This is a genomic window from Streptomyces sp. NPDC056347, assembly GCF_042262625.1.
GTDB lineage: Bacteria > Actinomycetota > Actinomycetes > Streptomycetales > Streptomycetaceae > Streptomyces.
The window spans coordinates 15,816-27,942 of the sequence record NZ_JBHJQP010000110.1 but is presented as its reverse complement, the minus strand read 5'-3'; the positions used below and the strand labels follow the sequence as shown (position 1 = coordinate 27,942).

Genomic DNA, 12,127 nt, shown 5'->3' with positions numbered 1-12,127 from the left:
CCACCGGATCTGCCGACCCGGTGCCGGCCGATGAGAGCCTGCTCGCCCTTGCGCGCCGTACCCCCGACGACGCCCTGGCCGTCGGACCGGTCGACGCCCCGGTCGTGATGATCGAGTACTCCGACTTCCAATGTCCCTTCTGCGGTCGCTTCGCCCGCGAGACCGAGCCCGAACTGCTGCGTTCCTACGTGGACAAGGGGGTGCTGCGTATCGAGTGGCGCAACTTCCCCGTCTTCGGCGAGGAGTCCGAGCGGGCCGCGCTGGCCGGATGGGCCGCCGGACGCCAGAAGAAGTTCTGGCAGTTCCACGAGGTCGCCTACAACAGGCCGCGTGAACGCAACAAAGGCGAGTTCGCCGCGGAGGAACTCGTCGCGATGGCTCGCGAGGCGGGTGTCACCGACATCGAACGGTTCCAGTCGGACATGACCTCCGACGCGGCCCGCGCCGCCGTGCGCAAGGATCAGGAAGAGGGCTACGGCCTCGGCGTGAGCAGCACCCCGGCGTTCCTGATCAATGGAAAGCCGGTTCTCGGGGCCCAGCCCACGGCCACGTTCAGGAAAGCCGTCGAAGCGGCGGCCGGGGCGGCGGGACGGTGAGCGAGGTCGGTCTGGCGGCGGCCTTCCTCGGTGGCCTGCTCGCGCTCCTCAGTCCGTGCAGCGCACTGTTGTTGCCGGCCTTCTTCGCATACTCCTTCACCAGCCGGACGAGACTGCTGGCCCGTACCGCCCTGTTCTACGCAGGTCTGTGCACGACGCTCGTGCCGCTCGGTGTGGCCGGTTCCTTCGCCAGCCGGTTGTTCTACGGTCATCGGGACACCCTGGTGACGGTCGGCGGGTGGACCGTCATCGCTCTGGGCGTGGCCCAGATCATCGGATTGGGGTTCGGCTCCCGGCGCATGGCGCAGGCAGCCGGCGCGCGTCGTTCCGGATCGGCGCTGTCCGTACTCGCCCTGGGCGCCGTCTACGGCCTGGCCGGCTTCTGCGCGGGGCCGATTCTCGGCGGCATTCTCACCGTGGCGGCGGTGGGCGGCAATCCGTTCCACGGTGGGGTGCTGCTCGCCGTGTACGCGCTGGGAATGGCGTTGCCGATGTTCGCTCTGGCCTTGCTGTGGGACCGGTTCGACCTGGGCCGCAGGCGTTGGCTGCGTGGCCGGTCCCTCCGGGTGGGGCGGGTCTCCCTGCACAGCACCTCGGTCGTCGGCGGGTTGGTCTTCGTCGCGCTCGGCGCGGCGTTCCTGGCGTTCGACGGGACGTCCGCGCTGCCGTCAGTGATCAGTACCGACACGGAGTTCGCCCTGGAGGGGCGCCTGTCGGCCATCGGGGCAGCTGTGTCCGACCGGATCGTGCTCCTGTTCCTGGCGGTTGTGGTCGCTCTGGCAGGGCTGCTGGCGCTGTTCCGTCCGACGAGGAGGCGGGCGGAGCGGCCCTCACCCGGGGAGACGTCGAAGCACGGGTGACGCGCCCGGCCCCGGGCCGGTCGAACGGAGAGAGCGGGGAACCTGTACACCGGCCCCGCCCTCTCCTCGGTCCGGCCGTTACGCGGAGCCGTGCCGGGGGCGTTGCCGAGGCCGTCGGCGGCCGGGGTGCCGACGGAGGGGGAACCCGGCTCATCCATCCTGTTCCCTTCAACGGAGCCGCCCATGGTTTCCTTCGGGCGGCGCCCCCGCCGCACTCCATTCAGAGGTGCTGCAGGCATATGACAAGTCATCCACAGCCTGGCCCGGGCAGCAGAGAAGTGGTTGACATGATTCCGCACAAACCCCCTTTCACGAGCGATCTCGTGAATGACACGATCAGGGCGGAGTACGCGTCTTGTACCCATCTCCCGACTGAAAGTGTGACCGTCAACAGATGCCCATATCCTTCGGCTTGACGCGCCGTACGGCCGGTGCGGCCGCGCTCTCGCTGGCCACCGCTCTGACCGGACTCGTCTTCCCCGCCACCGCGCAGGCGGCCGTTACCTGCTCGGCCGGTGTGTGGAAGGCCCAGTACTACGCCAACACCAAACTCACCGGCACCCCGAAGGCCACCGTCTGCGATGCCTCCATCGCCGAGAACTACGGTCTCGGCGACCCCGCGGGCGTCGCCCTGCCGCGGGACAACTTCGGAGTCCGCTGGAGTACCAGCCGCAACTTCGGCTCCGGCGGCCCCTTCGACCTCAGCGTTGCCGTCCAGGACGGCGCCCGCGTCTACCTCGACGGCCACCGCAAGATCAGTCTGTGGCGCAACGTCAGCCGGACGCAGAAGAAGACCCTCCGTCTCACCATCCCGCGCGGGGTCCACACCCTGCGCGTGGACTTCGCCGCCTTCACCGGCACCGCCAACATCGCCTTCACCTACAAGCCCGTCATCGGCGCCGCCCACGACAAGACCGCGCCCCTGGTCCCGGCGGGCCTGAAGGCCGCATACGCGGCAGGCACCCTGAAGACGACCCTGTCCTGGACCCGCAACTACGAGCTGGACCTGGCCGGTTACCGCGTCTACCGCCGCACCGGCAGCACCGGCGCCTGGAGCCTGCTCAACAGCAAACCGATCACTGGCGCCAAATTCACCGACGCGCCCCCGGCCACCGGCGCCACCTACGAGTACGCCCTCCGCGCCCTCGACCGCTCCGGCAACCTCTCCCCGCTGTCCTCCCCGGCGCGCGTCGTCAGTGCCGACAAGACGGCCCCCGCCGCCCCCGTCGGAGTCACGGCCACGTACGACGGGTCCGGCGCCCGGCTCTCCTGGCCTCCGGTGAGCGGGGCGAGCTCCTACGAGGTGCAGCGGTCCCTCGCGCCCAAGGGGCCGTTCTCCTCCATCGCCGCGCCCACCCGGAGCACCGTCCTGACCGACGCCGACGCCGCCGTGGGCACGACCTACTACTACCGCGTGCGGGCACTGGACGTCGCGGGCAACGCCTCCCCGTACTCCGTGCCCGTCCAGCTCGACGTGACCGAGCCCAAGCCCCTGCCGCCGACGAGTGTCTCCGCCAACGGCCGGGTCGACCGCAGCACCGTCGGCTGGCGGTACGACGGTGACGCGTCCCACCGGTTCCACGTCTACGCCGCGGAGTCGACCGCCGGCCCGTGGACCCGGCTGACCGAAACCCCGGTCGCCGGCACCGGCTACGACGACTTCGCGGCGCCCGTCGGCCAAGTGCGCTACTACCAGGTCAGGACGGTCACGACGCACGGCACGGAGTCGAACCCGTCGGCGACGGCCTCGGCCACCCGCACCGGCGACGTCACCCCGCCGCACATGCCGTACGGCCTGAAGGCGTGGAACGGCACCGACGGCGTGCATCTCGCCTGGACGGCCAACACCGACGACACGGACCACTACCTCGTCATGCGCAAGCCGATGTTCGGCGCGTGGGAGCAGATCGCCGTGGTGCGGGACGCCGGGTACCTGGACGCCGGCGTGCCGGTCGACGAGCAGTTCGGCTACACCGTCCGCGCCGTCGACGCGGCCGGCAACACCTCTCCCATGCCCGAGCCCGGCTACGGAACCGTCTACGGCAAGCGCCTGCCGGTCTACGGGAAGCCGGCCGCGCCCGCCTCGGTGACCGCGACGGCCGAGAACGGCAACATCACGGTGGAGTGGACCGCGAGCACGTCGACCGATGTGGCCGGCTACTACGTCTACCGCACCACCTCTTCGGACCCCACGTCGGCCTACTCGGTCTCCCCGCTCATCACCGGGACGACGTTCACGAACGAGAGCGTTCCCGCCGGCCAGACGTGGCACTACGTGGTGCGCGCCGTCAGCACGCACAGCATGTGGTCCGACTTCTCGCCGATGGCCGAGGCCGCCGTGCCCTGCCCGGTCATGACCGCACCGGCCACTCCCCGGGTCACGGGCGGCAGGGGCGCGGACTACGTCCGGCTCAACTGGGAGGTCGGAGCGTGCGACCAGGGTGCCACCGTCTCGTACAACGTCTACCGGTCCACGTCCGACTCGGATGTCTTCACCCCTGAGCACCGCATCGCTTCGGGCGTGACGGAACTGACGTACACGGACCCCGGCCTGGCCCGGGGGTACTACTACTACGTCGTCACCGCCGTGGCCGCCGACGGCACTGAATCGGCCCCGCAGGCCAAGCCGTTCGGCATCTCGACCCAGAGTCCCTGACGCCCCGTACGGTCCCTCGGGCCCCGCTGTCCGAACGCCCTCACGCTTCCGGACAGCGGGGCTTCCCCCGCTCCGGTCAGGACTCGAAGCCCGCCAACGGCTCCGTCGTCGCGGCCCGGTACCGGCCCGTGGCCCCGGGAGAAGTACGGGGTCGCCCTGGAGCAGGTCAGCGGGCTGACGGGGGCGGCCCCAGGTTTCTCTCCACCTGACCGTCGCGAGAAGAAGCCCGTGTCCCTGAAGGATCCTGTGCGTCGCCTTCGCTTCCTCGCTCTGGCACTTGGAGCGGCGTGGCCAGGGACGTCGTCCTCGTCGGCGGCCACGGAACCTGCGGGCTCTCGACGAGCCTCGGCCGTGTCCGGTGGCGAAGGAGGCTCACGGTCGGCCGACGCCTGGCGGGCAGTATCGGAAGCAGTGGCAGCGGGCGCCACCGGGGCCGCGGGGGCGGGAGCGGCGGTCGGCGCCGCTCCGGCGAGAGCCATGGCGGCGGGGCGAACAGCGTGGTTCGGCGCGGACGTCGGATCGTGCCGATCGCGCCCGGCGCCGGCGCCGGCGCCGGCGCACTGCAGGGTCCCTGCTGCGGGAGTGGGTTCACTCTGGCGGGTGGAAAATCGCACCGGTCGTCCGTACCGACGGCTCAAGTCATGACCTGAAGCGGGGTATTCCCGTTTGCCTGGTGTGAGGTGCGCCCGGCCGTCCGGGCCGAGTCGCAGCAGAATTCAGGAGAAACACCGTGCCCGTCCCCCGTACTCTCCCTCTGCACCGGGTGGAATTCCCGGTGCCTGGGCCGCCACGGCTCATCGAACTGCCGAACGGCACACCCGTCTGGCTCGTCACCCGGTACGACGACGTGCATCAGGTCCTCACCAATCCCTGCTTCGGGCGCTCACCGGTCCATGAGCCCGATACGCCGCCCGTCGTCGACGGCCCCAGCCTGCTGGACAGCCGCGAAGCCATCGGCCAGCAGGACGGCGACGCGCACCTGCGCCTGCGGCGCGCGGTCGGCCGGGCCTTCACACCGCGCTCGGTCGAGCACATGCGGCCGTGGGTGGCCGGGGTCGTCGACCAGCTGCTCGACGAGCTCGTGGAGAAGGGACCGCCCGCCGATCTCGTCACCGGCTTCGCGCTGCCCCTGCCCTGCATGGTGATTCACCGGCTGCTGGCCGTGGACGGCGTTCCCACCGAGCGCCTGCTCCGCTGGGCCGAACACGCCTTCGCCGGACCCGCCGTGACACAGGATGCGGGCGACCGCGCCCGGGACGAACTGACCGGATTCGCCGCCGCACTGATCACCCAGCGCCGCAGCGCGCCCGGCGACGACGTGGTCAGCCGCGTCGTCCGGGCGGCGGACAACGAGGGCGGCATCCCCGAGGCCGCGCTGGTCAATCTGATCGCCACCATGGTCGTCGGCGGTCACGACACCACCATGACCATGCTCAGCAACGCCCTGCTCTACCTGCTGACCGAACAGCCCGCGGCCTGGGCCCGGCTGGCCGTCGACGAACAGGCCGCCGAAGTCCTCACCGAGCGCCTGCTCCACCTGATTCCCCTCAACGACCACGAGGAACGCCCCGGGCGTCTCCTCGCCGCCACCGCGGACGTCCGGCTCGGCGGCGTGACGATCCGCGCCGGTGACCTCGTCACGACCGACCGGATCGCCGCCAACCGCGACCCGGCGGCCTTCCCGGGCAGCCCTCACGACGGCCTGTTCACCCCCCTGCCGAAGCCCTCGCTCGTCTTCGGCGCGGGCCGGCACTACTGCCTGGGGACCTGGCTCGCCCGGGCCGAGCTCCAGCTCGCCCTCCACCGCCTGGCCCGCCGCCTGCCCGCCCTGAACCTCACCGTCACCGCCGACACCATCGAGTGGCGGCGCGGCACCATCAGCCGCAGCCCCCTGCACCTCCCCGCGACCTGGTGAAGGACATCTGCTGAGGTGCCCCGCGACGGCCGGGAAACGGACGGGGGTCCGGCCCCGCCACAGGCCCCATGTCCCACGTCCCATGTCCCACGACCGGGACGCGCGCCGCGTGCACTGCCGAAGCCCTCCCGAAGCCGTGAAGAACTGGCTTCCTGACCCAGACGTGAACAAGGCCACGTTCGCGAGGCCCGCGTCCGGGCAGGCGCTCCGGCGACCTCGCCGGTCGCCCCTGGGGAGACGGGCACGTGCTCCCGGGCCCTCGAGGATCCGAGCGCGTCGGCGGTCAGCTCGCCGTCATGGCCCGGAGGTCGCCGAGCGACAGCTCGTTCGTACCGTGGTCCGCCGCCTCGCTCTGCGTCCACGCGAGGATCGCCGTGTGCGCGTCCTCGTACTGGGCGCCGGCGGTCGTGTGCTGCCCGTCGGCGGAGGGGGCGACCTGGGGCCGGGTCACCGGCGGGCAGTTCACCTTCCTCGCCCGCAACTCCCTGAGCAACCGGCCGAAGAAGGGCCGGTCGTCGGCCTACGCCGCCCTCGGCCACGCCCACAACGCACCCGCCGCCCTCGCCCCGCTCGTCCTGGAGCGCGCCGAGCTCCGCGAGGGCGACACCCTGGACTTCTCCGTATCCCTCACCACCACCACCGCGACTGCCCCCGTCCCCGTCCACGTCCCCGTGGTGATCGTGATCGCTGCCGCGGGGCCGAGCGGCCGGCCGCGGAAGAGGGCGGCCTTCCTGCGCCGCGCCACGGCCGAGCCGGGCCAGGAGCTGCGGCTCGCCGAGGCGCACCCGCTGCGCTCGACCGCGCGGTGGAAGCTCTCCCCGGCTCCTGCCCCCTCGCCCCCAGGTCAACGGCCGCCGCCTTCACCGTCCTCGGCGTCTGGCCCTCTCCCGCACTTCCAGCCCGACCGTCTGCCCCAGGCTGCCGCCGTCGCGCGCCGCTGCGGCCCGGTCCGCGCTGTCCGCAATCCCCCGAAGGGGTGATCCGCCCTGATCGAACGAGTTTGAGCAGCAATGCCCCGGAGCCCGTACGACCTATCCCCGGCATTAGAACTCCCGTTCACCAAGTTCCTTCCGATCGGGCCGTGACGGGACCAGATGCACTGCGTTTTTAGAGCATCAGTGCCACATCAACGCCCAGACGGAGGACCCCATGCACCCGACCCTCGCCCCCTTGCATCAGCCTCCTGGAATCGAACGGCGGCCTGCCGTGATCACGCACAGCGTTGACGGCACGCTCACCTCGGAACGTCCGGATACGGGGTGGGCGGCATGAGTGAGCCCACCGATGCGTCAGCCGGCGGCGTTCCGGGGCCGCGCACCGCCCCCACAGCACCCACGACGTCCTCCGCCGCACCGTCCGCTTCCGCCCCCTCGTCGGCGGCCGGCGCGCCTGCTCCGGAGCCGCAGATGCGGTACGTGGACCTGACCGGCAGCCGCGAGGCGGCCGGCCGCTCGATCCGGATGCGCGACATGGCCCGGCGTCTGCCGCAGTTGGTGCGCCGCTCGCTGGCCCTGGCCTGGCGCGTCGACCGGCGGGCGACCACCGGCCTCCTGCTGTGCCAGCTGATCACCGGCGTGATGCAGGCCCTGGGCCTGGTCGCCGTCTCCGGCACCCTGACCGCCCTGCTCCGCGACGGGGACGTCTACCACCGGCTCCTCCAAGCATGGCCTTCCGTCGCCCTGCTCGCCGGAGCCGCCGGCGTGCGCGCGCTCCTCGGAATCACCGTCAACTGGCTCTCTTCCCGGCTGGGACCGTTGATGTCCCGCGAGGCCGAGCAGATGCTGCTCACCGGCTGTGCCCAGGTCGAGCTGTCCGCCTACGACGACCCCGGCTTCAACCGCGACCGGGAAGCCGCCGACCGCGGTGCCCAGGTCACGGGTGACCTGATCAACGAGGGCCAGGACCTCATCGCCTCGGCCGCCGCCTTCCTCGCCGGAGCGATCGTCCTGGCCGGTGTGCACTGGGTCCTGCTCCCTCTCCTCGTTGCCGCCAGCCTGCCGCAGGCCCTGGCCCAGGTCAGTGCCGCACGCGTCCGCTACCTGGCCAACCTCCGCAGCAACGGCGACAACCGGATGCTGTCCGTGCTGCGCTGGCACATCTACACCAAGGACGCCGCCGACCAGATCCGGGCCGGCACCATGGCCGACTTCCTCTCCGGCCGCTACCGCAGCACCGTCGCCCGGATCAACCGCGAGGACCGGGCCGCGGCCGACCAGGGCGCCCGGATGTCCCTGGCCGGGGCGGTGTGCGGAGGCCTGGGGTCGGCCGTGGTGTGGGCGGCGGTCGTGTGGCTGCTCGCTGCCGGCCGGATCACCGTCGGGCACGCCGGCACGGCCGTCTTCGCCCTGCAGACCGTCGGCACATCGGTCCGCGGCCTGGTCTCCGTCGGCGCACGCGCCGTACGGACCGGTCTGTACATGGACGACTGGACCGGCTTCCTCGACAAGGCCGGCGGCTTCCGCATGCGCCGCGGATCACACCGCCCCGAGCCGCCGGAGACGATCGAGATCAAGGCAGTCACCCACCGCTATGCCGGCAAGGACGGCGATGCCCTGACCGGCGTCTCCCTCACCCTGCGCCGGGGCGAGGTCACCGCGCTGGTGGGCTTCAACGGCTCCGGCAAGTCGACGCTGTCGAAGCTGGTCAGCGGTCTCTACCTGCCCACCGACGGACAGGTGCTCTGGGACGGCGTCCCCACCACCAAGGCCGATCCGCAGGCCCTGTGGCAACAGGTCGCCCTCGTACCGCAGGACTACGCGCACTGGCCGCTGACCGTGCGCGAGAACATCACCCAGGGACAGCCCACCGCACGCGGGGACGCGGCGGTCCGCGAGGCGTGCGAGGCGGCCGACGCCGACGAGGTCGTCGACAGGCTCGGCTCCGGCCTGGACACCCTCCTGGCCCGCGAGTGGCTCAACGGAGAGGAACTCAGCGGCGGTCAGTGGCAGCGCATCGCCCTGGCCAGGGCGTTCTTCCGCCCGGCCGGTCTGCTGGTCCTCGACGAACCCACCGCCAACCTCGACCCCCGCGCCGAGTACCGCATCTTCCAGCGACTGCGGGCCCTCGCCCGGGACCGGGCGGTGCTGCTGGTGACACACCGCATCACCAACGTGGCCGTCGCCGACCGCATCGTGGTCCTCGACGAAGGAAAAATCGTCCAGGAGGGCACCTACGCCCAGCTCTCCCAACAGCCCGGACTCTTCCAGAAGTTGCTTTCCTACCAGATCACGTCCGAGCCGGGCAGTGACAAGCACGAGGCTCCCGCGTGAGCGGCCCCGGCGCCTTCCCGGCGCGCCCCGCCGAAGCGGCCGCCCCCGCCGTCCCGGACCTCCCCGCCCCTCTTCCGCCGTCGCAAGGTGATGGCATGCCGCTCCCCCGCTCCCCCGCTCCCGCATCCGCAGGACCACCAAGGCGTACCTGGCCCGGCATCCGCATGAACGGGACTCCCTCGCCGGGCTGATGTCCTTCCTGGACGGCGCCGACGACCCGGCCGACCGCACCATGCTTCCCGGCCACGTCACGTGCAGCAGCGGCGGTCATCGACCGTGAACTGCGCGTTCCGCACGTCGGCCACCGGGGCACAGAGCCGCCCCTGAACCCTGGCGGCCACATCGAGCCCGGCGACCGGACGCTCATGGCCGCGGCCCTGCTGCGCGGCGAGGTCTACCGGCGTACGCATGAGATGTCGGCGGCCTGGTGGAGTTCGGCCGGCACCTGTGTCCCCGCTCTCGTGAGCGGTTCGAGGGGCCGGCCGTCTTCGTCTCCGGGGCGTGTCACCGCTGCTCGGTGATCAGGCGTCCCAGCCGATGGAGCCGACGTAGGCGTATGCCTCCCAGTCGCTGCCCAGGTGGTCCTGGCAGATCTGCTGCCACACGTCGTCCAGCTCGCCCAGGTCGTCGTCGATCCAGGCGTCGACGGCCCGGTCCCAGACGCCCAGGTCGCGGACGTTGACTCTGCGGCTGGACAAGTCCCGCTGGTACTTGCGCTCGACGCGGTTCTGGTTGACGGGATTGATCTCCACCCGGGTGCCCCGGCCGCCGTTGCGGAGACGGTGCTTGAGGTCGGCGGCGACATTGCGGCGACGGAGATCCCAGTAAGCGGCGTCGAGGCGCGCGAGGTTGGCCTTGTTCGGGATGCGTTCCTGGGCGAGCCAGGCGATGAGGGTGCGGGGGGAGACGTGGATGCCCGCGCGGTCCATGGCTTCGTATCCGGCGTCGGCCGCGGTGAGGTAGCGCAGACGGGCGGCCATGCCTCGCCTGGTGTCGACGGCCGAGGCAATGCCGGTGACCATGGCCTCGATGGCGGTGCCGAGGGCTTCGGCGCCGGGGGCGCCGTCGGCGCCGTAGCGGCCGAAGTCCATCCAGCGTCCGGCCATCAGCCAGTCACCTGTCCGATGGTGTATTCGCCGAATGCCCTGCCGTCGCCGTGCTTGATCTTCATCTGGGAGACGCCGCGCCCTTCGGCGAAGACCTGTCGCCAGTCGCCGGTGACGTGGAGTTCGTCGGTTCCGGTCATCGCGACGATGTCGAGTCCGGCCTGGTGGGCCTTGTAGGCCTTGCCCCAGAGGTTGGCGTAGGCCTGGCTGTGGACGATGTGCATCCAGTCCGGGCGGACCATTTCCCGGTTGTGGACCGACTCCCCCATCGTGGAGACGAACTTCGCGTACATGGCCTTGATGTACTCCAGCGTCAGGGTGTCCCCGGCCGCGATGGCCTCTTCCCGGACGGCGGAGAGCAGTTTACGCAGCGCGTCGAGGAAGTTCTCGGTGGCGCCGGAGGTCCAGGACTCGTGGACCGTCGGTGCTTCGGTGAGGGCGTACTTGGGGCCGGAGAGGCGCAGGAGGAGGCGGAGGGTGGCGTCGGTGATCCAGAGGGCGCCGGGCTCGTCGCGGTCGCCGAGCGGGTCGGGCAGGTGGGGGTGGGTCCAGGGGGCGGGGGTGACGAGGTGGACGCCGGAGCGCTTGGGGCCGACGCCGTCGGTGCCGGTGGTGTGCTCCAGTCTCCCGATCGGAAGCCAGGCCTTCAGGGCGGAGAGGTAGGCGGCGTTGACGTCGAGGGCGGTGACCCGGGTGATGCCGGGGATCTTGAGGGAGTAGCCGGGGTGATGGAAGCGGGGGCGGGCTTCCCAGATCTGGTCCGGGTCCCTCTTCGAGGGCTTCTTCAGGATGTCGGGGAGGGCGGGGTAGGCGGTGTATTCGTAGCGGGCGGTGGTGCGGGTCTCGTCGAAGAGGCGCATGACGTCGGGGATCGCACGCTTGATCAGGGCCTTGCCCGCGGCGTCCTCATCGCCGCCGGCGCGCTCGGCTTCCTCGGTCACGGCGCGGGTGATGAGCGTGCGCAGGTCGGCCTGGGCGCGGTCGGCGGACTTCGCGCGGCGCTGCGGCCGGGAGGGGGCCGGGGCGGGCGTGGGTGAAGCCGGGGCGGGCGTCGAAGCGGGTGCTGGAGTGGCCGTCATTGCTGTGGTGGCGGTGGCGGGGGTGTGGGTGGCGGGCACCGCTGTGGTGGGGGTGGTTGCGGTTGCCGGGGCGGTGACCCGGCAGAGGGCTCCGGCGTGCAGGGGGCGGTGGTCGGTGGACTGGTAGGTCGTTGTGACGCCGCAGCGGATGCAGGGGCCCGGGGCGCCCTCGACGGCGAGCCCGTCCGGGCCGCGCAGCGTTTCGGGCGGGGTGGTGGGCGCGGGCGGCGCAGGGGCGGCCGGGGCGGGTTCCGGGACCGTGGGCGTGGCGTCGGCCGGGGGGGCGGCCGGTGCGGGGTAGATCTCGGCGAGGCCCTTGAGCAGGCGGAGGTAGGGCAGGCGGGCGGGCGGGGCCGGCTCGGAGACGCCGGTCTCCCAGTTCGCGATCGTCGACCGGCCGACGCCGACGGTGACCGCGACCTGGACGCGGGAGAAGCCGGCTGCTTCCCGTAGCCGTAGCCGTTCCGCGGGGGGCGGGATCGCTGCGGCGAGGCGGGCCTCTTCGAGGAGCGCTTCCACGCTGGTCTCTTCGCTCATCCCACCACTGTACAACGAATGGACATTGATTGTTATGCTATTGGGCGTTCATTGGACAATGGTTGGACGATTGATGGAGGATGGCCCGCACGAGGAGGTTCGGGGATGC

At 71.5% G+C, this 12,127-nt stretch carries 9 protein-coding genes; 6 read left to right on the top strand and 3 right to left on the bottom strand.

The window, feature by feature from the left end; all coding sequences use genetic code 11:
* From ACFCV8_RS23890 to ACFCV8_RS23865, 6 genes are all read left to right on the top strand, one after another.
* Positions 1-596, top strand: a 596-nt coding sequence (locus tag ACFCV8_RS23890) for a DsbA family protein (protein ID WP_376687457.1), incomplete at its 5' end; no start/stop codon positions are given.
* A complete protein-coding gene (locus tag ACFCV8_RS23885) occupies positions 593-1,456 on the top strand; it encodes a cytochrome c biogenesis CcdA family protein (protein WP_376687456.1) in 864 nt (287 codons plus the stop codon). The genes ACFCV8_RS23890 and ACFCV8_RS23885, both read left to right, overlap by 4 nt.
* Positions 1,457-1,850: 394 nt before the next feature.
* Positions 1,851-4,112 (top strand): fibronectin type III domain-containing protein, encoded by a 2,262-nt coding sequence (locus tag ACFCV8_RS23880; RefSeq protein ID WP_376687455.1) that lies wholly within the window; start codon positions 1,851-1,853, stop codon positions 4,110-4,112.
* 775 nt (positions 4,113-4,887) lie between these two features.
* Positions 4,888-6,027, top strand: coding sequence for a cytochrome P450 (locus tag ACFCV8_RS23875; RefSeq protein ID WP_376687454.1), 1,140 nt, complete (start codon positions 4,888-4,890; stop codon positions 6,025-6,027).
* Positions 6,028-6,323: 296 nt separating this feature from the next.
* Positions 6,324-7,007: a hypothetical protein gene (locus ACFCV8_RS23870; RefSeq protein ID WP_376687453.1), complete on the top strand. Its 684-nt coding sequence runs from the start codon at positions 6,324-6,326 to the stop codon at positions 7,005-7,007.
* 426 nt (positions 7,008-7,433) lie between these two features.
* Positions 7,434-9,296, top strand: a complete 1,863-nt coding sequence (locus tag ACFCV8_RS23865; protein ID WP_376687452.1) for an ABC transporter ATP-binding protein — start codon at positions 7,434-7,436, stop codon at positions 9,294-9,296.
* Positions 9,297-9,544: 248 nt separating this feature from the next.
* Here ACFCV8_RS23865 and ACFCV8_RS23860 read toward each other — a convergent pair whose 3' ends face one another.
* The 3 genes from ACFCV8_RS23860 to ACFCV8_RS23850 form a co-directional block, all read right to left on the bottom strand.
* Entirely contained in the window at positions 9,545-9,706 is a 162-nt protein-coding gene (locus ACFCV8_RS23860) for a hypothetical protein (protein WP_376687451.1), read from the bottom strand.
* A 111-nt stretch (positions 9,707-9,817) separates the two neighbouring features.
* Positions 9,818-10,402, bottom strand: a complete 585-nt coding sequence (locus tag ACFCV8_RS23855) for a transcriptional regulator (RefSeq protein WP_376687450.1) — start codon at positions 10,400-10,402, stop codon at positions 9,818-9,820.
* Positions 10,402-12,018: a helix-turn-helix domain-containing protein gene (locus ACFCV8_RS23850; protein ID WP_376687449.1), complete on the bottom strand. Its 1,617-nt coding sequence runs from the start codon at positions 12,016-12,018 to the stop codon at positions 10,402-10,404. The genes ACFCV8_RS23855 and ACFCV8_RS23850 overlap by 1 nt, the downstream gene beginning before the upstream one ends.
* Between the last annotated feature and the right edge of the window lie 109 nt (positions 12,019-12,127).

Excerpts from the sequence above, each read along its gene's own strand:
- ACFCV8_RS23880 (WP_376687455.1), top strand. The coding sequence starts at position 1,851 with ATGCCCATATCCTTCGGCTTGACGCGCCGTACGGCCGGTGCGGCCGCG.
- ACFCV8_RS23870 (WP_376687453.1), top strand. The coding sequence starts at position 6,324 with ATGGCCCGGAGGTCGCCGAGCGACAGCTCGTTCGTACCGTGGTCCGCC.
- ACFCV8_RS23865 (WP_376687452.1), top strand. The coding sequence starts at position 7,434 with ATGCGGTACGTGGACCTGACCGGCAGCCGCGAGGCGGCCGGCCGCTCG.
- ACFCV8_RS23860 (WP_376687451.1), bottom strand. The coding sequence starts at position 9,706 with ATGCGTACGCCGGTAGACCTCGCCGCGCAGCAGGGCCGCGGCCATGAG.
- ACFCV8_RS23855 (WP_376687450.1), bottom strand. The coding sequence starts at position 10,402 with ATGGCCGGACGCTGGATGGACTTCGGCCGCTACGGCGCCGACGGCGCC.
- ACFCV8_RS23850 (WP_376687449.1), bottom strand. The coding sequence starts at position 12,018 with ATGAGCGAAGAGACCAGCGTGGAAGCGCTCCTCGAAGAGGCCCGCCTC.